Source organism: Streptomyces sp. NPDC044061 (assembly GCF_056434305.1).
On the sequence record NZ_JBWKFL010000033.1, the window covers coordinates 74,754 to 95,643 of the forward strand.

The following is a 20,890-nucleotide window of genomic DNA, read 5'->3' on the forward strand; positions in this document are numbered from 1 at the left end:
CTGCCGATCCTGAGCCGCCGCCGGGGACCGTGGTCCGGGACAGGCTGGGGCGCGAGTGGGTTCGGGACTGGGACGGTCCGGTGGAGTGGTTGTCGGATGATGACGTGAGCGCGAGGTCGTGGACGAAGGTGGCCGGGAACTATGGGCCGGTCACGGTCCTGTCGTGGGGTGAGCCGTGAACCACAGCCTGGACGCCATGCGCTACGCCTGGGGCCCGCTGGTCGGCCGCGAGCAGCTCGAGCATGCGCACGTGCTGGCGAGGGACCCGTTGCGCCTGGGCTGGCGGTGCCGACGGCTGGGATGCGGTTTCTTCAAGCCGGCTGGGGAGTTCGACGGGGTCAGGCTTCTGCCGGGTATGGAGTGGTGGGACGAGGCGTGAGGGTGGGCGGGGGCCAGTGGAGACTCTCGTAATGCTCCGTAGGCCTAGCGAGTGGGCTCGGCGTGTCAGTCCGTCAGCCGGAGAGCCAATCGTGCTGCCATTCCCTGCATGACCGACGCCCGAGAGTGCCAGCACGGGCCTGGCTACGTCTGCGGACTCTGCATGGAGCCGACGGAGGTGGAGCCGCCGTGCCACGACGACCCGGGCGACTGCGACTATGACTGCCCACGCTTCGTGAAGAGCCACGCGGGGTTCTAACCGCTGGGGTGGGCGGGGGCTCGTAGGGCTGTCAGCGGCGGCGGACGCCCTTGCGCATCGGTAGACGCCTGTAGCGGGTTACGGGCCCGCCCTTGGTGGCGTGGGCCTTCTGGTGAGCGAAGCGGCGCAGACGCGGGTTGGAGAAGAAGTAGCGCCACTGCTTTTTGCTCTTGAAGCCGGTGTGCCTTCGTCCCGGCATGTGATCACCTCCCCTTCAAGTGTGCCCAGGGGTGCCGCGTTTCTGCAGGTCGCATCCGAACCCGTGGGTAACTTGTTTGGGTCAGGGACGGAACAGCGACCCCCACACGCGCTGCATCGCCTCGCGCCCACTCGCCTCGATCGCGCCCTCATCGATGATGAGCAGCTTTCCTTCTGGGCAGAACAGGCTGGCGCGCAAGGTCAGGTGTTCGTAGCCGCGCTCATCGATGACTGCTTGGATCTCGTCCAGACGGTGCGGCTCGCAGAGGATAGTGCGCTTCATGTCGCCGTGAATCTGCGCCCAGAACGCCTCATCGATCTGCCACTGACCGCTCACGCGATGCTCTCCCATTCGCCGCGCCCCTGTAGGCCCGCCACCATCGCAGCCACACCCGCCTCCGCAGCACGGGCCATGATCGCAGACGCCTCGAAGAACCGCTTCTCGAACTCCGACAACGTCGCGGCCCCGACGGCCCGGGTTGGCGGTGTCTCCTCGTCGTGACGTTCGACCTGATGCCGGGCACGGTCGACACTCGGGTACGGGCGGTGGCTCACGAGGTCTCCTCCCCTGAGCGTGCCGGGCCCGCGCCCTTCTCCGCGCGGATCTGCTCGGCCAGCTCGTGCGCGTACTCGTCCAACAGCTTCCCGACGTGCGCGATGTACTCATCCGAGCCCGCGAACATGAACCCGGTCTCCGGATCACACGGCACCGTGGTGCCGTGGTCCGGGGTGTTCTCCCGGGCGAGGCGGATCAGCTTGTCTCGGGCGCTCATACGGTCTCCTCCTCACGTTCGATGCAGCATGGCCCCGCCGCGCCTCACGCGCGCGAAGACGGGCCGGACCGGTCCCCGGCTCAGAGTCCTGCTCGCAGCGTCTTCGTGTGGGCTCGGATCGTGGCCAGGGACGTGTTGCCGATGCCGGGGACGCTGAGGAGTTCGGCGTCGGTTGCTTGCGCGAGGTGGGTGATGGTGTAGCCGTGGGTGTGGAGCGTGTGTGCGATGACCTGGGCGGTGCGGTTGCCGCCGAGGGCTGTGGCGATGTCGGCTTCGTGGTGGGAGCGGCAGCATGGGGAAACGCACTTCTCGCAGTGGCAGTAGGAGTGGTGGAGTGCTTCTTCGGGCCAGCGGAAGATGGCGTAGCCGTGTCCGGCGATGCCGATGCTGATGCCTATGGCTGTGCGCCAGCGGAGGCTGTCTCCGTCTCCGACTGGGCCGATGCCCCAGCGTCGTGTGGTGCAGCGGTAGTGGACGGTGTCCCAGCGGGTTTGGCCGTGGGCTTTGCGGTTGGCCAGGACTCCGAGTGCCGCGGCGAGGGTGGTGAGGGTCAGGCTGAGGGTGACGAGGGTCCATTGCGCGGCGCTCATGAGCGGTCCTGCTCCTTGATGGCCAGGTCGAGTTCGTTGCGGAGGCGTTGGAGGCGGTCCCAGGGCCAGCACAGGTCTCGTACTTGTGCGACGGCGGCTTGTACGTGGGGGTCGGTCGTTTGGTATCCGGCTGCGAGGAGGCGTGCCCAGTCTCGGTCGAGCCAATTGGTGGCGCCGTGGCAGCAGCCGAGCTTGGCGGGTTGGTCGCGTGAGGTGGGGCAGCCGAGTTCGACGAGGGGGTAGGAGTAGCGGCCGATGGCGAGGTCGCAGGCGTGGTGGCCGGTGATGCCGTTACGGATTGCGTCATCGGCTTCGGCGGGTCGGTTGTAGCCGGCGTCGGTGACGACGATGGCGGGGTCGTGGCTGAGGCAGAGGATGTGGAAGGTGCTGCTCATGGGCGGGGGCTCCTGCGGGGTCAGGCGACGGGCTCGTAGGTGGCTTCGAAGATGTCGGGCTTGACCGGGTACAGCTCTCCCTTGATGCCTCGCACGATCCAGTCGTCGTGGTCTCCGCGCATCTGGCCTTCGAGGGTGCTGATGGACACGGCGTCGTCGAGGAAGAGGATCGTGCCGTTGTCGTAGGCCTGGGTGATCCAGTTGGGGAGTTCGTTCCAGGCGTGCTTGGCGGCGTTGAGGGCGTCGGTGACGCGGATGGCGTCGATCTCTACGGGCTTCTTGCGGTAGCGGGCCATGGGGGTCTCCTCCGGGTCAGGCGTTGTCGGTCTGCTGGTCGTCCTGGCGGACGATGCTGCGGACGTTGTTGACGGGGATCCAGGCGACGGGCTCTTTGTCGCGCAGGCCGATGTACTGGCCGTCGACGGAGTCGATGACGTCGGCGGTGAGGTACTCGGCGTCGCCGTTGAGGTAGTTGATCCGGTACTGGGCCATGTGGTCCTCCTGGGGTGTGGGTGGGCCCCGACACTGGGGTCCGGTGTCGGGGCCTTGGTGGGTGATCTGATCGTGGCGTACAGGGGGCGGCTTGTCAGAGGCGTGTTCCCTCGGCGGCTACTTGCCGGGCGGGAGCTGGTTGCGGGTGCTGGCCCAGATGCCGCTGGTCTTGCTGTTCACGGTCCGTTCGTGGTGGATGACGGTGCCCTGGTAGACGTTCGTGGTGGACGCGGACCGGGCCTTGGAGAGGGCTGCGCCGATAGCGGTGACGACTGCGGCGGCTCCGGCGAAGGGGGCGGCGATGGCGAGTACGCCGAGGAGGGTCACGGATGAGAGTCCTTGGAGTACGAGCCAGGCGCCGCATCCGAGGCCGGTGATGCCGGCGCCGACGCCGATGGAGGCGACGGCGACTCCGGCGGCCCATTGGGGGACGATGCGGTTGTCGGGCTGGGGTACGGGTGGGGTGGGGCCGTACGCGGGGGGCTTGGTGTTGTCCCGGTAGGAGGTCGGCGGGTATGTCTCGGGGCGGGTGGCTGCGGCGAGGGCGTCTTCGATGTCGGCGAGGAAGGCTTGGGCGTTGGGGTTGGGCTGCCCGGCCTGGGTGGCGTGGGGCTGCCGCGCGGGGGGCTCGGGCAGACGGTTCACGGTGTGGGGTCTCCTGTTCTGTGGTTAGGCGCGGGTGGCCCAGCGGTTGTTGGAGCCGCGGCGGATTTCGAAGCCGGGGCCTGCGATGCGGCCGGGCGCGGGCATGGTCTGGCCGATGCCGAGTTCGTCGATGGTGTTGAGGAGGCGTGCCAGTTCGGTGGCGAGTTCGACTGCCTTGGCCTGGCGCTTGCGTGCTTCTTCGGGGGTTCCGGTGAACACGGCTGTTTCCCCTTCGTCAGGCGATGCGGAAGATGCCGGGGCGCCAGGTCTCGGCGATCTGGCCTTGGTCGACGAGGTCGTTGAGGTGGGCGGCGATCCAGGCGCGGGGGCGGCCGATGCGGGCGGCGGCTTGGGTGAGGTCGCGGGCGTGGATGGTGGTGTGGCCGGCGGCGCGGTGTTCGGCGAGGAGTGCCTGGATGGCGTCGGCTGCGTGTTCGGGGCTGGCGTTGTGGGGGGTGTGGGCGGTGACGTCGTCGCGGAGAAGGTCGAGGATGCGGCGGGTCTGTTGGTCGGTGATGTTGATGGTTCCGGCGTATTCCCAGGTGGGGGGTTGTCGGATTTGGATGCGGGCGGCGGTGGGGCCGTCGGTGTCGAGGGCGGCCCAGTTGCGGAGTGCGGCGGTGAGGACGCGGGCTTGGCGGCCTTCGGGGGTGGCTGTGGCGGTGGGCATGGGGGTGGGTCTCCTCTGACAGGTGATCTTGGGTTGGGTGGGGTGTCAGCCGGGTCCTCGAGGGCGCGTTTCTATAGGTGGGGCGGGGTGTCAGACCCGCTGGCAGGGCGGCTGACAGCCGGCTGACGGCGGATCATGCTGTCAGCCGGTGTCACTGCTGGTCAGAGGTGGTGTTAGACCCCTGCGGGTTCGGGGTCGAGGAGGCGGTAGACGCCGATCTCTTCGGTTTCGGCGAGGTGGATGCCGGTGTCGGCGAGGTCGTTGAGTTTGCCGGAGACCCAGGCTCGGGAGCGGTCGAGGCGGTTGCCTTTGCCCCAGTAGGGCTGGAAGTCCTTGGGGCCGACTAGTTCGCGGTCCTGGGTGCGGAACTCTTCGAGGATGGTGAGGAGTTCGGAATCGGCTTCCTGCGGGGTGAGTTCGCGGTTCTGACCTGCGGTTTCAGCACCGAACGTCCAGACCTGCTGGACGGGTGGGATCTCCCGGTCCGGGTCGCCGTGGTGGTCGTTGAGGTCGTCGGTGTGGATGCCGGCGGCCTCGAGGATGGTCTGTTCGGCCTGGCGGCTGACGAGTTCATCCTGCTCGGCCATCTCGTCCTCCTTGGTCATGACCACCGTGGGGGTGTCGGTGCTGGTCAGCGGGGTGTCAGCGTCGTATCGGGTGCGGTTGGCGTAGGCCTCACCGGCGGCCGCAGCGGTGACGTCACCAGCGGCGGGGCGGGGGGCGATGGCGAGAGCTGCGGTGATGGCGTCGTCGTCGATGAGATAGGTGCGCAGGGGGGTCGGGTAGCGGTCTTCGTCGACGCCGGGGGCGACGAGGTAGCAGTAGCCGGGCTTGCGGTTCTCCCAGGCTTCGGGGCGGGCTCCGGCGTCGCGGACGTCGTCGGGCAGGGCCATGTCGGCGGTGGTGGAGCCCTTGACGCCGAAGCAGAGGACGCCGCCGAGCTGTTCCCGCACGTCAGTGGGCATGGAGGTGGAGGACGGCCGCTGCAGGCTGATGATGACGCTGATCCCGGCGGAGCGGGCTTCCATGACGAGGCCTTCCATCTCGGTGCCGTTACGGAAGAACTTCGCGGCCTCCTCGATCCAGACGACCATGTAGGGCATGCCGAGTTGCTCGTAGACCTCGGGGGTCCAGTTCTTGAAGCCGTGGCGGCCCATCTCGTCGGCGCGGGCGGTGATGACCTGCGACAACGCGTCGATCATTGCTTCGCCGCCCGACGTGGTCATCTCAACCCAGTCCAGGTACGGGAGGAACGGGGCGAAGGTCTGCATGCCCTTGGAGGGGTCGACCGCCCACACGATGGCGTTGTGCTTGGTCAGGACCTCGGTGATGGCGACGGAGACTCCGGTGGACTTGGCGGAGCCGTTCATGCCGGCCGCGAGGAAGTGGGTGGCGTTGCGCTTGGTGGCCTGGTCGAAGGGGAACCACAGGACGGCCTGCTCACCGTCTTCGTAGATGCCGACGGGGATGGAGTTGGTGATGCATCCGCCCAGGTTGGATGGGCCGGGCCAGAACGTCGACTTCTTCAGCTGGTCCTGCGGGACGATGACGAGGGTGGCTTGGTCGGCGTGGTCGGGGTCGGGCTGGATCCGGATGGCGGTGGGGGAAACGCCCAGCTCACCGGCGATGTGCTTGATGCGGTTGCCGAGTTCGTCGGTGGTGATCTGCCCGCCGGCGAGCTGCAGGGGGGCGGTGACCTTGTTCGGTTCGACTTTCGGGGTGCCGCGGAGGGCGGCCTTGGCGTTGCCGATGGACTTCACCAGGACACCGGTCTCCACGGATCCCTGCTGGTCCTTGGGGGCGTCGGGGTTGATGCGGAGGGCCTGGCGGACGTTCCAGGAGCCGGCGGCGACGGCTCCGCCGATGACCAGGGTGGACAGCAGGGCGGGGTCGAGGGGGTCGACGACGGTGCCGACGACCAGGTAGGACGTGCCGACGGCGGTGGACAGGGTGGCGTGGATACGGCGGGGCTGTTTGGTGCCCTGCCCTGCCCACCAGGTGGCGGCGGTCAGCGCGCCGGCGGCGACGGTCAGGCCGACGGCGGCGAGGGGGCTGTTGCCCCAGGCGTGGTGGGCGGCAAAGGTTGCGGGGACTTCCGCGGCTACGGCGAGCCAGGGCCGCATGCGCGGGTGCTTGATGGCCTTCCACAGGTCGTTCTGCGCGCTGTGGTGGGCGGCCTTGAGGCTGTCAGCCACGGTGTCAGCTCCGGTGTCAGAGGGGGGTGTCAGAGGGGGGTGTCAGAGGGGGGTGTCAGAGGGGGGTGTCAGAGGGGGGTGTCAGAGGGTGTCAGTGCAGGTCACGTGGGGTGTCAGGACCACTTGAAGCGCTGGTTGGGCTGGGTTTGGGTACGGCCCTTGCCGATCTTGATGAGTTCGGCTTCGTACTCCCGCTCGAACGCGGAGTACAGGGCGGTCGCCCACTTCGCGATGGCCTTCTCAGCTGCGGCGATGAGCTTGAGGTAGCGGGTGACGCGGCGGGCCCGGGCCCGGGCGCCGGACATGGAGCCGCTGGCGTTGGGGATGTTGCGGAGACGGGCCTCGAGCTGGGCGGCGTCCATAGAGCGCTCCACGGCGGCGTTGCGGGCCTGCTTGCGGACGTGCTCGGCGAAGGCGCGGATGTCCTCGTTGGAGGTGAAGTCCCCGCCCGGAGCCCCGGTGCCGGCCGTCGGCCCGCCGCCGGGGCGGCCCTGGCCTGTGGTGTTGCCGGTGGGGTGGCCCTTGTCGGTGACGTTGATGTTGAGGGTGGGCTTGAAGCCTCCGCCGACCTTGGTCTTGTTCGTGGTGCGCTGGCCGGGCCACGTGCCGTTGCCGGCGCTGTGGCCGCGGCGCTGGGCGTCGGCAAGGGCCGTGCCGTTGTCCGCAGCGGTCTGGAGGGGATTCCCGTTCGGGATGGCCATCTTGGTCTCCTGGTCTCAGTCTCAGGCGGTCTTCTCGGACTTCGGGTTCTGGGCTGTTTCGTAGAGTCGCTGGGCGGTGACGAGGCGGTCGTAGGCGGTGGTCTGGCTCAACCCGAAGTCGGCGATCACTTCGGAAAGCGGGTAGGCCTTCGGGTCGTTCGCTTCGACGAGGCGGGCGAGGACCGCTTCGACTTCGGCTTGCTTCTTCGCGCCGCGGCCTCCGATAGCGGAGACCGAACCCGAAGCCGAACCCGAAGTGGCGGTGGTCTTCGGGGCGGAACCCGAAGTGCTTGCCGAAGTGGAAGTCGAAGTGGTGGTGGCCTGGGTGGCGATGCGCTGGGCTCGTTCCCGAAGCTCCTGCTCTCGTCGCTGCTGGGCTTCGGCTGCGGCCTGCTCGCGGGCCTGGCGTGCTGCTTCGGCTTGGAGGCGGGCCTGCTCTGCCTGGCTGCGCTGCCGGTTCAGTTCGGCTTCGGCTTCGGCCTGCCGCTCGGCGCGGGCGATCTCTGCGAGCTTCGCTTCGGTTTCGGCTACGAGGAGCCGGGCCGCTTCGGTTTCGGCTACGCGCTTCGCTTCGACTTCGAGTCGGGCGGCTTCGACTGCGGCTTCGGCTTTCGCCTTCGCTTCGGCTTCGGCTGCTTCGGCTTCGGCTACTTCGGCTCGCCGCTTCGCTTCGGCTTCGGCCTTCCGGAGGTCGGCCTGGTGCTTCGCTTCGGCTTCGGCTTCGGACTTCGCCCGGGCTTCGGCTGCGCGCTTCGCTTCGGCTTCGGCGAGCTTCTCCGCTTCGCGCTTGGGGAGGTCGATGGCGTCCTGGATGCTCATGCCGTCCTTGGCGAGCGAGAGGACCAGCATCTGCTCGGCGGACGCCTTTCGCCGCCAGGCCCACCGGCCGTAGTCCCTGCGGAGCTGGGCCACGTAGATGCGGCGTTCCCGCTCGAGGCCGAGGACTTCGTCCCAGGTGCGGATCTTCCACAGGCGCTGGCGGCGCCACAGGATGAACGTTCCGATCGGGTTGAGGAGCCAGCGGGAGGGGTTGGGGCCCTCGAGGTGCTTGTCCGCGGTGATCTCGGCGATACGGCCGATGGCGTGGCGTGCGGCTTCGACGGCGATGACGAAGAGGATCGGGATGACGCCGTGCATGGAGACGCCGACGGGGTCGGGCCAGGCGGCGACGGCGTTGAACGCGATGGTGGCGAGGGTGAGGCCCCAGGCGGTGTAGCGCAGGAGGGGGAAGGCGATACGCCGCCAGGTCAGGAGGAGATCGAGGGCGAGGAACGCGATGATGCCGGCGTCGACTGCGATGGGGAAGGCGTGGGCGAACTCGCCGAAGCCCTTGGCGAGTGCGAGGTGGGTGACGGCGCTGTAGGAGCCGATGAAGCCGAGGGTGGCGATGACGAGGACGGCTCCGACGACGATGCCGGTGAGGATCTTCTGGGTGCGGGTGAGGGGTTGAAGGGCGGGGGCGGTCCCCGGCGCGGTGGGCGCGAGGGTGCCGTCCTGGGTGGGGCGGTGCGGCTCGATGCCGTCGGCCGGGGTGGTGGTCACGGGGATCGGTTCCTCTCGGTGAGTCGGTACGGGACGGCTGCTCAGTCGGTGCGTGCGGCGGCGGGCTCCGGCTCGGGGGCGGTGTCGAAGCCGAGGACGGCTGCGATGACGTCGAAGGGGCGCTTGGGCAGCAGGCCCTGGGACCAGGCGTCGGCGTAGAGGTCGCGGAGGACGCCGTACGCGATGGCGGCCCGCGTGGTCTCGCCGGTCTCGGTGTCGGCGGCCGCGTCGCGAAGTCGGGTGTAGTCCTCGCGGAGCTCGGCGATCTGCCGGTCGGTCTCGACCCGGCCCTGGTCCCGCTCGACCCGGTCCTGGTCCCGCTCGGTGCGGGCCTGCCGGGCGTCGCGCTCGGCCTGGATTCGGTCGGCGTGCGCCTGGGCGAGCTGCTTGAGCAGGCCCTCGTTGACCAGTTCGGCTCGCGCGGCGGAGTCTGTCGCGTTGGCGGCCTCGGTCCTCGCCCAGGCGAGTTCCTCGCGAGTGCGCTCCAGTTCGGCCTGGTCGTCGCGGAGGGCGTCCAGGGCGGTCTTGCGGATGACGCGGAGCATGGTGGTCCTTTCCGGGTCAGGCGGCGAGGCCGGTGGTGGGGGCGGGCTTCGTGCGGAGGGCGATCCACGCGGGCTGCGCGTCCATCTCGGCGAAGACCAGCTCGGCTTCGAAGTCGGCCGGCATCCAGGTGCTGGAGTCGCCGTGGGCTTCGGCGAACTCGGCCCCGGTGGTGGGGACGCGGTCCATCTCGGAGAGCTGGGCGTGCGCGGTGCGGCCGTCGGACATGTGCAGTCGAATGAGCCCGTCGGCCTGGATGCTGGTGACGCGTCCGGTGTCGCCGCGGCGGTGGCTGGTGTCGGGGGTGTGAATGTCGGTGGTGAGGCGTACGCGGGTGCCGATGGCGAGCTGGTACTGGTGTCCGTGCTGCATCACTGCTCGGCTCCCTTGGTCTCGAGGCCGCGGAGGCGGTCGATGGTGGGGCCGAACACGGTGGTGATCATGGGGGCGAGGAAGCCGTGGGCGCCGAACGCGACGGTGATGGCCGCGGAAACAGCGAACAGGTCGGGGGCGTTGGCGAGTAGCTCGTACATGCCGATGCCGGCGGCGAGGGTGGCGGTGACGAGGAGGGTCTCGGCCAGGGCCTGGAGGGCGTTGGCCTTCGCCTTGCTGCGGTCCATCGTGGTCCTTCCGGCTGGTGGTGATCGGGTGGGGTGCTGGTCTTGCTGGGGACCGTCCCGCCCTGGGGGGTGGGCGGGACGGTCTCCGGCGAGGCCAGAGGGGGTGGGGTGCGGCCGCCGTGTCGGCTTCGGTGGCCGCACCCCGCGGTGGGTGGTCAGGCGGCGGGGCGGTTGATCGCGTCGTCCATCCGGTCGAAGACTTCGTCGGGGACGTCACCCGGGCCGGGCTTGCCGAGGTAGGCGATGCGGATGCGGCGGACGTAGCTGGCCGGGTATTCGGCCCACTCGTCGGCGGTGAACGGCATTTCGCCGCGGTCGCTGATGCAGTCGAGGGCGAAGGTGTCGCCGGCGGTGAGGTCGTCGGCGAAGACGCGGAGCCCCTCGGCGACGGCGGCGGGGTCGATGGTCTTCGGCTGGGGGGTGGTGCGGGGCTTACGGAGACGGGCGAGCAGTGCCATGGGGAGTCCTTTCAGTGGCTGGTGTCGGGGTGGCTATCGGGCGGTGTTCTGGCAGGCGCTGCAGACGCCGCCGTTCCAGTCGGGGAACCACTGCTGGCAGATGGAGCACTGGCCGGAGTAGGCGATCAGGGCCCGTAACCGGGCCAGCAGGCGGTTCACGGGCGGGAGTCCTTCCTGGAGTCGAGGGCCGCGTTGGCGGCGGCGGTGGCGTCGCGGAGGTCGGGGTCGGCCAGGTTGTGGGAGGTGAGCCAGCCCTGGCGGGAGGCTTCCTTCTGCGCGTCGTACGGGAGGGCGCGGAGGGCGGGGTTGGTGTCGGGGTCGGTGAGTCGGGCCACCAGCTGGCCGATCGCTCCGACCACGTCGAGCGCGGACGGGCTACCGGCAAGTTCGGCGAGGAGCAGCTGGGTGGCGGGCAGGTTGAGGGTCTGGTCTTCGGCGATGGTGCGGATTCCGGCGGCGATGAGGTGGATGCCGGGGTGGATGTTGGATCCGTTGGTGAGGTCTGCGAGGAGGCCACCGAGTTCGGTGTCCGCCAACTCCGGGCCGGCGTTGCCTTCGGTGTGCACGTGCTGGCCGGTCATCAGAGGTCGCCATCCACACGGGTGATCTCGTCGAACGCGGCGACCGCACTGTTCGGGTCCTGCGCGGCCATGTCCATCAGGAACTCGGTGTCCAGACCGATGCAGTACTCCTCGAAGTCGGCTTCCGCCTTCGGGTCCAGCTCCGCGTCACCCGGCAGCTGCATGCCGCGGGTGGCATCGGTGATGGCCTTCGCCGCCTCGAGGGCCTTGATGGCGATCTGCAAGTCTCGGGTGGAGAGGGAGGCGTCGGCGACGAACTGGCCGGTGGGGCCGAGGAGCATGAGGCGGCCGGCGTTCTCGGTGTCGTCGGACAGGCCGAGGAACGCGTTGAGGAGGTCGAGGAGGAGGGGCTGGGGGTCGTTGGTGGGGCGCTCGTCGTCGGGCGTCGGGTTCTGCATCACAGGCTCCCCTCGGACTGGCGCTTGGCGGCCGCGAGACCATTGAGGGCCACCAGGGAGAGGAACATGTAGGTGCCGGCCGACGCCTGGTCGCCAGAAGCGGCGAAGTACAGGCCGTTCGCGGATGCCAGGAGAAGAGCCAGAGCCCAGGCACGGGCCGTGTCGGTCTTCTCGGTGATCGCGGCGAGCATCGCGGTGGCGAGGAGCGCCTGGGCGATAGCGAGGACGATGCGCATCAGACCGCCACCGCCTTCAGGACGCGGTCGGATCCGGTCCAAACGGCGCCGGTGTAGTGACGGCCGGCGGTGTGCAGGTCCTCCACAAGGACCGCGAACCGGGCCGCGTTACGGCGCAGGATCCGGCGGGCCTCGGACGGGACGGTGACGACCTCGAGCACCCGGAAGATGCCGGACGCGTTGTCGTACACCGTGCCCGGACGACGCGGGCCGATCTGCTGAGCGGTGACACGGCGGAGCGCCTCGTCAGCCTGGGTGGAGTCGGGGGTGGTGATGGGCGGTGCTTGTGCGATCCTGTCCATGCGGATCGGCCTCCTGGTTGAGCAGGTAGGGCTGGGTCTGCATCGAGGGCTCCGTGTTCGCGCACGGGGCCCTTTCTGCTATGCCGCGGCGAGCGCGGCGGCCGGCTGGACGCGGCACCGGGCCTCGAAGGCTCGGAAGTCGTCCTCGTGCACCCGGATGGTCTTCTTGGAGCCGCGGCCGATGGCGATGGCCGGCAGTTCTCCGGTCTCGATGGCCTGGTAGATCGTCGAGAGGGCCACGTCGAAGTAGGTGGCGATCTCCTTGACCTTCAGGTAGCGGGCAACCGGGGTGCTGAGCAGCCCGCTTTGGCCCGCTTCCACCGCAGTTGCGGTTTCCGTGGTTTCCATGTCTCACACCGTACCTGGCTACCTGCATACCGCACAAGCAGGTATGCCATGCATAATGGTTCTCGCGTACGGCAGTAAGGTCAGCGTGAGATCCCTAGCGGAAAGGATGGCCATGTCAGACCACTCATGGGTCAGCGAGTCGGCGCCCTATCTCCGCCCACACTCCGGGGAATCTTCGAACGCGTGGACAGACGAGGCGGCCAGCCGCGGCCACAAGGGCGGGCAGAAGACCCTCGAGGTCGCTACGGTCTCCCCCTCCAGCGAGGTCAAGGAAGCACTCGGTCTCGCTGAGGGGACGGAGGTTGTGGTCAGGCGCCGGCTGATCCTGCTGGATGAGGAGCCTGTCGAGTTGACGGACTCGTTCTATCCGGCCGATCTTGCTGCTGGCACTCGTCTCGCTGATCCCCGGAAGATCCCGGGTGGCGCGGTGAGGCTCCTCGCGGACCTCGGCTTCGTGGGTGAGGAGCATGTCGAGCAGGTGAGCGCGGCCGTCGCGACCAGCGCGGAGGCCGAGCTGCTTGCCCTGGCGCCGGGCAGTGCGGTGCTGAAGCTTCTGCGGGTCAGCATGACCGCGCAGGGCGCACCGTTCGAGGTATCGATCATGACGATGCCGCCTGAGCGGCACCTCACCTACCGACTCCGGAAGGAGGCTTCCTGAATGGCTCGCGAGTATGTCGACGCCAGAGACCCGTACCAGAAGATCGCCGCTGAGATACGGCGGAAGATCACCCGTGGCGATCTGGCGCCGGGTACGCAGCTGCCCACTGTGGCGCAGCTGATGCAGCAGTACAACCGGGTGTCGAACACGACGATCCAGAAGGCGCTCCAGCTCCTCAAGGACGAGGGGATCGCTGAGGGAAGGCCCGGCAAGGGCGTGTTCGTGCGCCAGCACAGCCAGCAGGCCATCGAGCCGATGACGTACATGGTGCCCTCCGCGCCTGGCGAGTCGTACAAGTGGATGACGGAGGCGGCGAAGCACGAGCAGGTCGGCGGGGCGCGCCTTGTCGACGTTGCGGTGGTGGCCCCTCCGGCTGAGGTTGCCGCGGCGTTGGAGCTGGAGGAGGGCGAGCAGGCGCTGCTGCGCAAGCTCGTCCTGACCTTGGACGGCGAGCCCACGGAGCTGACCCGCTCGTACTACCCGCTGGGGTTGTGCGAGGGCACGCCGATGATGGAGAAGCGCCGGATCCGGGGCGGAACGCCGGCCCTGCTGAACACGATGGGCTTCCCCCCGAGGGAGTTCATCGACGACGTGTCCTCGGAGATCCCGACCGAGGAGGAAGCCGTCGCGCTGGAGCTCCCGAAAGGCATGCCGGTTCTGGTGGCCTTCCGGGTCGTTTACTCCGACGATCGGCGCCCCATCGAGGCGACGCTGATGACGAAGGCCGCGCACCGGTATCGGATGCGCTACAGGCTGCAGGTGCGAGAGGAGGAGCCGAGTGTGTAGCCCGCCGTAGAGGCGGGAGGCCGACCGGGCACCACCCCGGCCGACCTCCCTTTTTGGCCGCTGTCCTGCGAAGACGTGTCGGCCATGACCCACCAACCCATGCAAGGAAGGCAGTCACAGGTGACTCTACTTGTTGGCGATGCTCTCGCGCTGCCCCTGGTCTCTACCACTGACCGGGGGAACAGTTGAAGCAGCCACCCGATCCCAGAACCCTCAATGCCGTCCCTCCCGTGGTCACCTTCGCCACCGGCGCCGATCTCCTGGTCCGCCTCGGCCTGGCGAAGAGCATGACCCGCGAGGGTGTACGCCGGATCTCCAAGCACCCCGAGTGGCCGTTCGGCCCGGACCGCCCGCACCCGTACTGGGATCTGGCGAACGCCGACGTCATGGAGACCAAGCCGTTCCTGGAGTTTTTCCGGAACTACCCGATCGTGGGGCGCGGTCCTGACAAGGAGCCAGGCCGCCGTCCCAACAAGGCCTCGGGCCAGCAGTAACGGTCGCGTCCCGACCGCCGTGATCGCAGCCACGGCCCGGGAAGCAGAACGGCCGGCTAGAGGTCGCAGCACCTCAGACCGGCCGTAGTGCACACCAGCGGATTGGCGTCCGCTGGCTCAGAAGATCCATGGAATGGATTGGACTGGTTCTCCTGTGAGGACTCTAGCGGGTACACCGGGTATGTCGACAAGTACCCCCGGCCTGTTCCTCCGCTCGGCGGAGGTAGCGCGGTGACCCAGGAACGTCGGCCGTCGAACCGGAATCGCCCGAGCGTCACCCGTAACGCGCCTGGTGGGCTGCGCTTCGGCATGTTCGCCGCGTGCGTGATCCGCGACGGCTCCCCTGACCTCGTAGGCAAGCCGAAAGAGTTGTATACGGTGCTCGTCACCTTCGCCGACGTACAGGGGCGTAACACCGATAAGGGCTATCCGTACCGAACGGCGCTGGCCGCGGCCCTGGGGTGCAGCACGAAGACGGTCGACCGGGCTACAGCGGCACTCGAGAAGATCGGCCTGGTGACGACTCGCCATCGGAAGCTGCCCGGCAGCAAGGAGAACGACGCCAACCGGTACGAGCTGCATGACGGCTGGCTGATCCACGGCGTAGAGCCAGGCCCGGAGGTTCCGCCGCAGCTGGTAGCTCGATACGGCCACCTGATCTCCGGGTTCGACGTGAAGGGGTTTCTGGGGGGTGGGGACATGGGTGTCGCTACCTCTGGGGACACCGGTGTCGCCACGGGTGGGGACATGGGTGTCGCCCAATCAAGAGCCGTAGTTCAAGAGCCTTCCTCGAGAAATGACGGGGTTGACGGCCGTAGGCCTTCTACCGGTAGTAGGGGTTCGCGTGGTGGCGGCTCCGCCGCGTCCGGCAAGAGCAAGCCCCCATCACTGACCCGAGAACAGCGGCAGCAGGTCGACGCGTTCTTCCAGGCGCTGCCGACGTCTCTTGCCGACTTGGTCCCCACCAGGGCACCGGGCAACTTGCAGGCGGCGGTCCTCGAGGCCCTGGCCGTCGGCAAGCCAGAGGGGCGCACGCCGCAACAGGTGGTCGAGTTCCGGATGCTGCCGAAGTGGCACAAGCACTACGCCTCGAGGGACGCGGCCGGGCCGATCAGGAAGCCGGTGGGCGTGCTCATCGCCCTGCTGGAGAGGAACGCCGAATGCGGGGACAAGCGCTGCGACGAGCGAACGAACGTCGACACCGGCCAGCCGTGCATCTCCTGCGAGCAGCGAGCCGTCAACAATCGGGCAGAGCGCGCCCAGGAGGCCGCCCCGGAGCCCGCTGCCGCTCCCAGGTCACATCCGTCCAGGAAACCCACTAAGGTGCCCGCTCAACCCGCAGCCGGCCTCGGGGGCGAGTGGGCGCCGCCCAGCGACGAATACCTTGCCGCCCGGGCTCTGACTTCCGGGCAGCGACGACACCGATGAGGGGGACCATGTCCAATGGCGTACGTGTATTCCATCCTCGCTCGGCGGGCTGCCGAGCAACTCGAGAACGGGGAATCGTGACCGACACCCGCAACCTGCAAGCTGGTACCGACACGGCAGTCCGCGACTACGTCCAGGCCCTACTGCGTCAGCGCCTCGCCGACGAGGAAGCCCGCCAGGATCGTGTCCGCGCCCTGGAGGCGGCCGGCCGTCGCATCGTGGATGGCGGGCAGACCGGTCAGGATGAGTGGGAGATCATCGACTGGCGCACCAGAGAAACCCTCGCCAGTGGAACTGGTGGTCCTCACGCATACGGCGAAGCAGGGCAGTGTCTCGACCCGGATGGCAAGTGGCTGCACATCGACAACCTTGATGCCGACCCGGTCAGCGTGGAACCCGTCGGGATCCCGGCCAGCCTCGCTGACGCGTTGCAGGACTGGCTGGGGATGGCTTCGACGCCCGATGAGGACGTTGCCCAGTTCGTTGGGTGGAGTGTGGAAGAAGTCGCCCGTCATCGCGAGGAAATTGACTGACCGTCTCTGCGCGGCGCCCCTGGGTCACTTGGCCCTGGGGCGCCGCCGCCCGTTTCAGCCGAGGGCGGCTCGCCCCTCGAGGGCGGATGGTCTGTCTACGGCGTCTACAGCATCCACCGGCTTCTCCCTACGCACTCAACACCGGGCGCCCGCACCTGGGGTTGAGTGGAGGTACGCTCCCATGCGTCGCATGGGAGCGTGTCTCCACCCATCCCCACCCCCTCTGACCTGCACGAATAGCGGTTTGCCTGCCCAACTCCCCCTTGCCCATGGTGGTTTCACGCCCCGGGAACGCCGGTGGCGATCGACCCGGGGGAGGACCCGACATGGACCACACGACCGCTCAGAACACGCGAACCGACGCGGCCACCGTCACCAGCAGCCAGGACGCCAGGGTCTCGCCGTGGCGCCCCGTCCCGGTCGCGTGGCGGCCGCCCCGCCCGCTCGACATCCTGCGGGCCATCTCCGGGGTGATGACGGCCTCCCTCGGCCTCGGTTACGTGCCCCAGGGAGCGCCGACCACGACGGGGTTCGCCATGATCTGCACGCACGGCCTCATCGAGCTGATCTCCGGTTGCGTGCGCCGGACCGGCTGACGCTCCGCGTGCCGCGCAGCTGAACCCTGGCCACGCGCACAAGGCCCGGCCGTACCCCTTCGACGGCCGGGCCTCGCCGTGTCACCTGCCCGTTTGGTGCGAATGCCATTCCACGTCATGCTGCCGCCCAGGACACTCCACAGCCGACGCACCGCATGGAGAGTTGATGAGCCAAAACATTCCGCAGCCCAACAGTGCCCCGGTCCTGCCGGGCTTCATCGAACGCCGTACCGCGGGCGTAGCCGGACCGCCGGCCATGCTGCTCCGGGTCTGGTGTCGCTGGTGCTGCCGCTGGCACGAGCACGGCCTGGCCGGCGGCAAGCCTGGCGATGAGACTGACCGGGCCGCGCACTGCACCGCGCCAGACAGTCCTTACAAGCGCACCGGGTACGTCATCCGCATCACAGGCGTGTCGTTTACCAGGGCCCGGCAAGGGATCCGGCAGGCCACTATCAACCAGCGTGCGGCGATCGGCTCCGGCCGCATCTCCCCGGCCGTGCAGCGCCTTCGTGACCAGCCGGAGCCGACCGGCTGACATCCGTCCCAGCACCAGCGCAGCGCCCCGTACGGCCCGTGTGCGGGGCGCTGCGGCGTTCTGAGGCGCTCCCGCCTCGAGGACCTCTCCGGGTCTGACAGGATGGACGGCATGGCGGGAGAGACGACGTACGACCAGCGGCTGACTGCCCTCGAGGCGGAAGCGTTCCGGACCGGGCGGACGCTGGCCGAGCACAGCGAGCAGTTGCAGCGGATCGGTGAGCAGCAGACGACGGCCTTCGGGAATATCGATTCCCTCGCGAACGCCATCGGCATGCCTGGTGACCGGACGATCGCGCAGCGGCTCGACGGCATGCAGCAGCAGATGGACTCGATGCAGCGGGTCCTGTTCGCTCTGGCCCGCGCTCAGGGCATCGACCCCGACGACCTCACCTGAGCCCTACGTAGGTAGACACGCCCGGGCACCGTCGGGGACGGTGTCCGGGTTTTCGCATGCCCAATGAACCCGTGAATGCATTGCCAACTCATGCATAGAGTGGGTACAGTGACATGCGTCGGGGGCACCGCCCAATCCTGCGAAGAATGATCGGTGCCCCCTCACACCCAGACTGGCCGGGCCGGCCCATCATCCCCGACCCGAACGGAGCCCCGACAGATGCCGCCCGGCCACGATCTGACCGCTTTCTACCTCTTGCTGCCCCTGCTCGCCATCCTCGCCGTCCTCAACCCGCCGGCCTTCACCGCCGTCGCGAACACCGTGGGGATGCTCGCAGCCATCCGGCAGCTTCACTAGACCCAACTGCACCAACCTGCTGAAGGAGCACCCATGTTCAACGCCGTCACCGTCCCGCACACCATCACCGCCACCACCCTCGACAACGGTGACCGGGAATACGACTGGACCCACCCGGACGCGTGCCAGGACGGCGACGCCTGCGACATCCAGCGCCGTATCCACCGCTCCCGCCCCGATGCCATGGCCGAGCTGGTGGAGGGCCGTCCCGACGGCAGCTACCTGCTGGCCCGGTTCGGCTTCCACGGCCTGCTCCTGGTCGACGAGGACGGCACCGTGCTCCCCGACGTCGTGGAGGCCCTCCCGCCGGCCGCGCAGGCCGCACGGGACATCGCCGGCCAGGTCATCCGAGAACTCGCCGAGGCCATCTGCGAGGACACCGAACGCCTGCAGGAGCTGTGCGAGGTCATCCGCCGCGGGGAGGTCCTGGACCACTGGGAGGGCGCGGCGAACGACGCCGTCGACACGATCATCCGGGAGCAGCTGGGCACGATGCGGGCTTTCGCCAAGCCGATCGACCGCCTCCTCGAGAGCACCGGCCGGTAAAGGGCCTGCCGAACTCGATACCCGTTCACCACAGCAGGAGGACCACCGTGGACATCACGCCCGCCGCGTACGACGCCGCACGTACCGCCGCACGCTGGAAGCTCAAGCAGACCGTCGGCGACCTCATCTCCCCTGACATCGCCGACCAGCTGGCCGACGAGGCCGCGGAGAAGGCCGTGGCCATGTCCGCCGCCGACACGCTCACCAACCCCGACCAGCCCGGCTACGGCGGCCCCGTGTCGTGGATCGTCTACAACGCCATGCACCTGCGGGCCCTGCGCGCGGAGAGCATGCTCCGCCGCATGGGCGCCACCGATGAGCAGCTGCGCGTCCTGGGCGAATGATCCGATCCACCCCGCGTACGGGCCCGGCCGCATCCACCACGGCGGCCGGGCTTCGTGCATACCGCACCCAACTGTCAGTGGCATACCGCACGATAGAACCCGAGAACGCCCAACACCGGCTTGGAGGCCAGTAGTGGACGCACCCGACCTTTTCAGCCTGGACGACGAGGAGTACGAGAGCTTTACCCTCTCCCAGGTTCACCCCCGTCACCGCGACCCCCAGGTGTGGGAACTGCTCACCAGTCCCGAACACGTCGACAGGACCCGGGCATTACTCACCAACGTCCACCAGCGGACCGCGGCCGCGCTACGCCGACGTAAGACCGAACGTGATCAGTTCCAGCGGGAGTGCTACGCCCGCGGCCAGGCCGGCAAGAAGGAATGGTTCGAGACCCGGCCCGAGTACGAGAAGTGGCGGCGTGGCGCGGCGGGCTTCCATCAGATGGTGCAGGCCGCCATTTCGGAGATCGGGAAGGCCCAGAGGGCCCACAACCGGGCCGCCGGCCGTCAGAACGGGCAGGAGGCGCGGGAGGCCCTGCGGAAGCTGGCAGTGGCGGTGCAGCGGCACCAGGCCCTCCACGCCAAGTCCGGGACGATGGCCGGGCAGGAGGACTACGAGCTGTGGCAGATGCTGGACCAGCTGGCCGTGCCGTGCGGTCCGCAGCAGGAGCCGACGAGCCTGCGGACCATGCTCGACTTCTACTGGACGGACGTCGACATGGTCACGGAGGGCGAGGAGGCTCGAGCGGCAGCGGAGAAGGCGATGCGTCAGGCGCCGGCTGGACGGTCCGCCCGGTTCACGGGCGTGCCCAGGGCCCGGCACGTCGGCAACGAGAAGCCTCTCGCCGGGTAGCTGCAGTCGCTGGCCCGGCCGCCGTGGGTGCGGCCGGGCCAGCGCATGTCTGCCCCGTTGTCAGTGGTATGCGATGAACTGTCCCTAAGCCTTTTCAACTCGCTCCGGAGGTGTTTGTGACCGCGTCGACGTCCACCGAGGACCTGCCGGTGTATGAGCGCAAGGAGGTGCCCGAGGGGTTGAGGCACTTGCGCACCATGACGGACCTGAAGAAGCAGCGGCTGAAGCCGGCCGACGGGCAGAAGCCGGTCGCGCTGCTGCGGGTGTACCGGACCGGCCACGGGTGGGGCGAGTTCCCGTTGTACGACCCGGCCGGCGCGGCGAAGATGCGGCCGCTGTCGGCGAAGCAGCAGGCGGCGATGACCGCGCGTCGGACGTGCCCGAGGTGCGAAAAGGTCCGCGACCACGTCGTGGGCAGGCAGTGCGGCCCGTGCGACGTGAAGGACCGCGAGGAGCACATGGCGCTGCAGGCCCGTACCTGCTGGAAGTGCCGCCGGGTCTCGGTGGCCGCGCTCCCCAAGTCGGCCGGGCTTCCCGGGGCGCAGGATCGGTGTACGCCGTGCTGGGTGCTGTGGCGGCTTCAGCAGCAGTTCGAGGCCGAGCGGACCGCTGTGTGGCGGCGTACGTGCCCCGGACGGGACTGCCACGTGGTCACGGCGACCGATGAGGAGATCGCCGCCGGGAAGGCCTCGCAGGGCTGGTGGTCGCCGCGCTGGTGCCCGCCGTGCGCCGAGCGGGACGCGCTCGAGCGCGCCGAGCGGCAGCGGGCGGAGCAGGAAGCCCGGGAGCGCGCGGAGCAAGCCCGCCGTGACCAGGTCGCCGGACTTGAGGAGTGGGCGCGCACGGTCCTAGCCGACCCGGACACGGTCGTCCTGGACACGGAGACGACGGGACTGCACGATGAGGCGCGCATCGTCGACCTCGGCGTGTACAGCATTGCGGGCGACGTCCTGGTGGATACGCTCCTCGACCCGGGGGAGCCCATTCCCCCTGTGGCGACCGACATCCACGGCATCACCGACACCGACGTGGCCGAGGCG

Annotated in this window: 39 protein-coding genes; 15 read left to right on the forward strand and 24 right to left on the reverse strand. The window is 68.8% G+C overall.

Annotation, left to right across the window (positions count from 1 at the left end; translation table 11 throughout):
* The first annotated feature begins 175 nt into the window (after positions 1–175).
* Complete coding sequence (locus AC07CM_RS38025; RefSeq protein ID WP_478881084.1) at positions 176–379, forward strand: hypothetical protein; 204 nt, start codon at positions 176–178, stop codon at positions 377–379.
* Between the two features lie 108 nt (positions 380–487).
* Entirely contained in the window at positions 488–637 is a 150-nt protein-coding gene (locus AC07CM_RS38030) for a hypothetical protein (RefSeq protein ID WP_478881085.1), read from the forward strand.
* Between the two features lie 31 nt (positions 638–668).
* On the opposite strand, the gene AC07CM_RS38035 is transcribed toward AC07CM_RS38030, so the two are convergent.
* The 24 genes from AC07CM_RS38035 to AC07CM_RS38150 form a co-directional block, all read right to left on the reverse strand.
* Positions 669–836: a hypothetical protein gene (locus AC07CM_RS38035; RefSeq protein WP_478881086.1), complete on the reverse strand. Its 168-nt coding sequence runs from the start codon at positions 834–836 to the stop codon at positions 669–671.
* Between the two features lie 81 nt (positions 837–917).
* Positions 918–1,172 (reverse strand): hypothetical protein, encoded by a 255-nt coding sequence (locus AC07CM_RS38040; protein WP_478881087.1) that lies wholly within the window; start codon positions 1,170–1,172, stop codon positions 918–920.
* Complete coding sequence (locus tag AC07CM_RS38045) at positions 1,169–1,390, reverse strand: hypothetical protein (RefSeq protein ID WP_478881088.1); 222 nt, start codon at positions 1,388–1,390, stop codon at positions 1,169–1,171. Before AC07CM_RS38045 ends, AC07CM_RS38040 begins: the two co-directional genes overlap by 4 nt.
* The gene (locus tag AC07CM_RS38050) at positions 1,387–1,608 is read right to left on the reverse strand and encodes a hypothetical protein (protein WP_478881089.1); all 222 of its coding nucleotides are present in this window, start codon (positions 1,606–1,608) and stop codon (positions 1,387–1,389) included. The genes AC07CM_RS38045 and AC07CM_RS38050 overlap by 4 nt, the downstream gene beginning before the upstream one ends.
* 80 nt (positions 1,609–1,688) lie before the next feature.
* Positions 1,689–2,198, reverse strand: a complete 510-nt coding sequence (locus tag AC07CM_RS38055; protein ID WP_478881090.1) for a helix-hairpin-helix domain-containing protein — start codon at positions 2,196–2,198, stop codon at positions 1,689–1,691.
* On the reverse strand, positions 2,195–2,593 hold the full coding sequence (locus AC07CM_RS38060) for a hypothetical protein (protein ID WP_478881091.1): 399 nt from the start codon (positions 2,591–2,593) through the stop codon (positions 2,195–2,197). The genes AC07CM_RS38055 and AC07CM_RS38060 overlap by 4 nt, the downstream gene beginning before the upstream one ends.
* Before the next feature lie 20 nt (positions 2,594–2,613).
* A complete protein-coding gene (locus AC07CM_RS38065; protein ID WP_478881092.1) occupies positions 2,614–2,889 on the reverse strand; it encodes a hypothetical protein in 276 nt (91 codons plus the stop codon).
* Between the two features lie 16 nt (positions 2,890–2,905).
* Complete coding sequence (locus AC07CM_RS38070) at positions 2,906–3,085, reverse strand: hypothetical protein (protein WP_478881093.1); 180 nt, start codon at positions 3,083–3,085, stop codon at positions 2,906–2,908.
* Between the two features lie 117 nt (positions 3,086–3,202).
* The gene (locus AC07CM_RS38075) at positions 3,203–3,730 is read right to left on the reverse strand and encodes a hypothetical protein (protein ID WP_478881094.1); all 528 of its coding nucleotides are present in this window, start codon (positions 3,728–3,730) and stop codon (positions 3,203–3,205) included.
* A 24-nt stretch (positions 3,731–3,754) separates the two neighbouring features.
* Positions 3,755–3,949: a hypothetical protein gene (locus AC07CM_RS38080; RefSeq protein WP_478881095.1), complete on the reverse strand. Its 195-nt coding sequence runs from the start codon at positions 3,947–3,949 to the stop codon at positions 3,755–3,757.
* A 16-nt stretch (positions 3,950–3,965) separates the two neighbouring features.
* Positions 3,966–4,400, reverse strand: a complete 435-nt coding sequence (locus AC07CM_RS38085; protein WP_478881096.1) for a hypothetical protein — start codon at positions 4,398–4,400, stop codon at positions 3,966–3,968.
* 173 nt (positions 4,401–4,573) lie between these two features.
* A complete protein-coding gene (gene traB / locus AC07CM_RS38090) occupies positions 4,574–6,595 on the reverse strand; it encodes a plasmid transfer protein TraB (RefSeq protein ID WP_478881097.1) in 2,022 nt (673 codons plus the stop codon).
* Positions 6,596–6,708: 113 nt separating this feature from the next.
* Complete coding sequence (traA, locus tag AC07CM_RS38095; RefSeq protein WP_478881098.1) at positions 6,709–7,296, reverse strand: plasmid transfer protein TraA; 588 nt, start codon at positions 7,294–7,296, stop codon at positions 6,709–6,711.
* A 21-nt stretch (positions 7,297–7,317) separates the two neighbouring features.
* Complete coding sequence (locus tag AC07CM_RS38100; protein ID WP_478881099.1) at positions 7,318–8,838, reverse strand: DUF2637 domain-containing protein; 1,521 nt, start codon at positions 8,836–8,838, stop codon at positions 7,318–7,320.
* A gap of 41 nt (positions 8,839–8,879) precedes the next feature.
* Positions 8,880–9,383 (reverse strand): hypothetical protein, encoded by a 504-nt coding sequence (locus AC07CM_RS38105; RefSeq protein ID WP_478881100.1) that lies wholly within the window; start codon positions 9,381–9,383, stop codon positions 8,880–8,882.
* Positions 9,384–9,399: 16 nt separating this feature from the next.
* Positions 9,400–9,753, reverse strand: a complete 354-nt coding sequence (locus AC07CM_RS38110) for a hypothetical protein (protein WP_478881101.1) — start codon at positions 9,751–9,753, stop codon at positions 9,400–9,402.
* On the reverse strand, positions 9,753–10,001 hold the full coding sequence (locus AC07CM_RS38115; RefSeq protein WP_478881102.1) for a hypothetical protein: 249 nt from the start codon (positions 9,999–10,001) through the stop codon (positions 9,753–9,755). The genes AC07CM_RS38110 and AC07CM_RS38115 overlap by 1 nt, the downstream gene beginning before the upstream one ends.
* Positions 10,002–10,156: 155 nt before the next feature.
* Entirely contained in the window at positions 10,157–10,459 is a 303-nt protein-coding gene (locus AC07CM_RS38120) for a hypothetical protein (protein WP_478881103.1), read from the reverse strand.
* Positions 10,460–10,492: 33 nt separating this feature from the next.
* On the reverse strand, positions 10,493–10,618 hold the full coding sequence (locus AC07CM_RS38125) for a hypothetical protein (protein ID WP_478881104.1): 126 nt from the start codon (positions 10,616–10,618) through the stop codon (positions 10,493–10,495).
* Entirely contained in the window at positions 10,615–11,040 is a 426-nt protein-coding gene (locus tag AC07CM_RS38130) for a hypothetical protein (RefSeq protein WP_478881105.1), read from the reverse strand. The genes AC07CM_RS38125 and AC07CM_RS38130 overlap by 4 nt, the downstream gene beginning before the upstream one ends.
* Positions 11,040–11,438 (reverse strand): hypothetical protein, encoded by a 399-nt coding sequence (locus tag AC07CM_RS38135; protein WP_478881106.1) that lies wholly within the window; start codon positions 11,436–11,438, stop codon positions 11,040–11,042. The genes AC07CM_RS38130 and AC07CM_RS38135 overlap by 1 nt, the downstream gene beginning before the upstream one ends.
* Positions 11,438–11,674: a hypothetical protein gene (locus AC07CM_RS38140; protein ID WP_478881107.1), complete on the reverse strand. Its 237-nt coding sequence runs from the start codon at positions 11,672–11,674 to the stop codon at positions 11,438–11,440. Before AC07CM_RS38140 ends, AC07CM_RS38135 begins: the two co-directional genes overlap by 1 nt.
* The gene (locus AC07CM_RS38145) at positions 11,674–11,976 is read right to left on the reverse strand and encodes a hypothetical protein (protein ID WP_478881108.1); all 303 of its coding nucleotides are present in this window, start codon (positions 11,974–11,976) and stop codon (positions 11,674–11,676) included. Before AC07CM_RS38145 ends, AC07CM_RS38140 begins: the two co-directional genes overlap by 1 nt.
* 78 nt (positions 11,977–12,054) lie before the next feature.
* The gene (locus AC07CM_RS38150; RefSeq protein WP_478881109.1) at positions 12,055–12,324 is read right to left on the reverse strand and encodes a helix-turn-helix domain-containing protein; all 270 of its coding nucleotides are present in this window, start codon (positions 12,322–12,324) and stop codon (positions 12,055–12,057) included.
* Between the two features lie 55 nt (positions 12,325–12,379).
* Between AC07CM_RS38150 and AC07CM_RS38155 the strand changes: the two genes are divergently transcribed.
* The 13 genes from AC07CM_RS38155 to AC07CM_RS38215 form a co-directional block, all read left to right on the forward strand.
* Complete coding sequence (locus AC07CM_RS38155; RefSeq protein WP_478881110.1) at positions 12,380–12,982, forward strand: GntR family transcriptional regulator; 603 nt, start codon at positions 12,380–12,382, stop codon at positions 12,980–12,982.
* Positions 12,983–13,768 carry a GntR family transcriptional regulator gene (locus AC07CM_RS38160; RefSeq protein ID WP_478881111.1) on the forward strand — a complete coding sequence of 262 codons (786 nt, stop codon included), beginning with the start codon at positions 12,983–12,985 and terminating at the stop codon, positions 13,766–13,768.
* A 230-nt stretch (positions 13,769–13,998) separates the two neighbouring features.
* The gene (locus tag AC07CM_RS38165) at positions 13,999–14,262 is read left to right on the forward strand and encodes a hypothetical protein (RefSeq protein WP_478881112.1); all 264 of its coding nucleotides are present in this window, start codon (positions 13,999–14,001) and stop codon (positions 14,260–14,262) included.
* A 231-nt stretch (positions 14,263–14,493) separates the two neighbouring features.
* Positions 14,494–15,690, forward strand: coding sequence for a hypothetical protein (locus AC07CM_RS38170; RefSeq protein ID WP_478881113.1), 1,197 nt, complete (start codon positions 14,494–14,496; stop codon positions 15,688–15,690).
* Between the two features lie 77 nt (positions 15,691–15,767).
* On the forward strand, positions 15,768–16,223 hold the full coding sequence (locus tag AC07CM_RS38175; protein ID WP_478881114.1) for a hypothetical protein: 456 nt from the start codon (positions 15,768–15,770) through the stop codon (positions 16,221–16,223).
* Between the two features lie 326 nt (positions 16,224–16,549).
* Positions 16,550–16,819 carry a hypothetical protein gene (locus AC07CM_RS38180; protein ID WP_478881115.1) on the forward strand — a complete coding sequence of 90 codons (270 nt, stop codon included), beginning with the start codon at positions 16,550–16,552 and terminating at the stop codon, positions 16,817–16,819.
* Positions 16,820–16,985: 166 nt separating this feature from the next.
* Complete coding sequence (locus AC07CM_RS38185; RefSeq protein WP_478881116.1) at positions 16,986–17,354, forward strand: hypothetical protein; 369 nt, start codon at positions 16,986–16,988, stop codon at positions 17,352–17,354.
* A 111-nt stretch (positions 17,355–17,465) separates the two neighbouring features.
* Positions 17,466–17,750: a hypothetical protein gene (locus AC07CM_RS38190; protein ID WP_478881117.1), complete on the forward strand. Its 285-nt coding sequence runs from the start codon at positions 17,466–17,468 to the stop codon at positions 17,748–17,750.
* A 219-nt stretch (positions 17,751–17,969) separates the two neighbouring features.
* Positions 17,970–18,107 (forward strand): hypothetical protein, encoded by a 138-nt coding sequence (locus AC07CM_RS38195; RefSeq protein ID WP_478881118.1) that lies wholly within the window; start codon positions 17,970–17,972, stop codon positions 18,105–18,107.
* 33 nt (positions 18,108–18,140) lie between these two features.
* Positions 18,141–18,653, forward strand: coding sequence for a hypothetical protein (locus tag AC07CM_RS38200; protein ID WP_478881119.1), 513 nt, complete (start codon positions 18,141–18,143; stop codon positions 18,651–18,653).
* A 47-nt stretch (positions 18,654–18,700) separates the two neighbouring features.
* A complete protein-coding gene (locus AC07CM_RS38205; protein ID WP_478881120.1) occupies positions 18,701–18,997 on the forward strand; it encodes a hypothetical protein in 297 nt (98 codons plus the stop codon).
* Between the two features lie 133 nt (positions 18,998–19,130).
* Positions 19,131–19,850, forward strand: coding sequence for a hypothetical protein (locus tag AC07CM_RS38210; RefSeq protein WP_478881121.1), 720 nt, complete (start codon positions 19,131–19,133; stop codon positions 19,848–19,850).
* A gap of 116 nt (positions 19,851–19,966) precedes the next feature.
* Positions 19,967–20,890: exonuclease domain-containing protein (locus AC07CM_RS38215; protein ID WP_478881122.1), on the forward strand; the 924-nt coding region annotated here is incomplete at its 3' end.

Bases quoted from the DNA above. Each gene is read 5' to 3' on its own strand.
- AC07CM_RS38130 (WP_478881105.1), bottom strand. From the start codon at position 11,040: ATGACCGGCCAGCACGTGCACACCGAAGGCAACGCCGGCCCGGAGTTG.
- AC07CM_RS38105 (WP_478881100.1), bottom strand. From the start codon at position 9,383: ATGCTCCGCGTCATCCGCAAGACCGCCCTGGACGCCCTCCGCGACGAC.
- AC07CM_RS38110 (WP_478881101.1), bottom strand. From the start codon at position 9,753: ATGCAGCACGGACACCAGTACCAGCTCGCCATCGGCACCCGCGTACGC.
- AC07CM_RS38155 (WP_478881110.1), top strand. From the start codon at position 12,380: ATGGTTCTCGCGTACGGCAGTAAGGTCAGCGTGAGATCCCTAGCGGAA.
- AC07CM_RS38180 (WP_478881115.1), top strand. From the start codon at position 16,550: ATGGACCACACGACCGCTCAGAACACGCGAACCGACGCGGCCACCGTC.
- AC07CM_RS38150 (WP_478881109.1), bottom strand. From the start codon at position 12,324: ATGGAAACCACGGAAACCGCAACTGCGGTGGAAGCGGGCCAAAGCGGG.
- AC07CM_RS38065 (WP_478881092.1), bottom strand. From the start codon at position 2,889: ATGGCCCGCTACCGCAAGAAGCCCGTAGAGATCGACGCCATCCGCGTC.
- AC07CM_RS38200 (WP_478881119.1), top strand. From the start codon at position 18,141: ATGTTCAACGCCGTCACCGTCCCGCACACCATCACCGCCACCACCCTC.
- AC07CM_RS38085 (WP_478881096.1), bottom strand. From the start codon at position 4,400: ATGCCCACCGCCACAGCCACCCCCGAAGGCCGCCAAGCCCGCGTCCTC.
- AC07CM_RS38115 (WP_478881102.1), bottom strand. From the start codon at position 10,001: ATGGACCGCAGCAAGGCGAAGGCCAACGCCCTCCAGGCCCTGGCCGAG.
- AC07CM_RS38190 (WP_478881117.1), top strand. From the start codon at position 17,466: ATGGCGGGAGAGACGACGTACGACCAGCGGCTGACTGCCCTCGAGGCG.
- AC07CM_RS38135 (WP_478881106.1), bottom strand. From the start codon at position 11,438: ATGCAGAACCCGACGCCCGACGACGAGCGCCCCACCAACGACCCCCAG.
- AC07CM_RS38145 (WP_478881108.1), bottom strand. From the start codon at position 11,976: ATGGACAGGATCGCACAAGCACCGCCCATCACCACCCCCGACTCCACC.
- AC07CM_RS38120 (WP_478881103.1), bottom strand. From the start codon at position 10,459: ATGGCACTGCTCGCCCGTCTCCGTAAGCCCCGCACCACCCCCCAGCCG.
- AC07CM_RS38050 (WP_478881089.1), bottom strand. From the start codon at position 1,608: ATGAGCGCCCGAGACAAGCTGATCCGCCTCGCCCGGGAGAACACCCCG.
- AC07CM_RS38055 (WP_478881090.1), bottom strand. From the start codon at position 2,198: ATGAGCGCCGCGCAATGGACCCTCGTCACCCTCAGCCTGACCCTCACC.
- AC07CM_RS38185 (WP_478881116.1), top strand. From the start codon at position 16,986: ATGAGCCAAAACATTCCGCAGCCCAACAGTGCCCCGGTCCTGCCGGGC.
- AC07CM_RS38140 (WP_478881107.1), bottom strand. From the start codon at position 11,674: ATGCGCATCGTCCTCGCTATCGCCCAGGCGCTCCTCGCCACCGCGATG.
- AC07CM_RS38030 (WP_478881085.1), top strand. From the start codon at position 488: ATGACCGACGCCCGAGAGTGCCAGCACGGGCCTGGCTACGTCTGCGGA.
- traA (WP_478881098.1), bottom strand. From the start codon at position 7,296: ATGGCCATCCCGAACGGGAATCCCCTCCAGACCGCTGCGGACAACGGC.
- AC07CM_RS38070 (WP_478881093.1), bottom strand. From the start codon at position 3,085: ATGGCCCAGTACCGGATCAACTACCTCAACGGCGACGCCGAGTACCTC.
- AC07CM_RS38035 (WP_478881086.1), bottom strand. From the start codon at position 836: ATGCCGGGACGAAGGCACACCGGCTTCAAGAGCAAAAAGCAGTGGCGC.
- AC07CM_RS38195 (WP_478881118.1), top strand. From the start codon at position 17,970: ATGCCGCCCGGCCACGATCTGACCGCTTTCTACCTCTTGCTGCCCCTG.
- AC07CM_RS38060 (WP_478881091.1), bottom strand. From the start codon at position 2,593: ATGAGCAGCACCTTCCACATCCTCTGCCTCAGCCACGACCCCGCCATC.
- AC07CM_RS38160 (WP_478881111.1), top strand. From the start codon at position 12,983: ATGGCTCGCGAGTATGTCGACGCCAGAGACCCGTACCAGAAGATCGCC.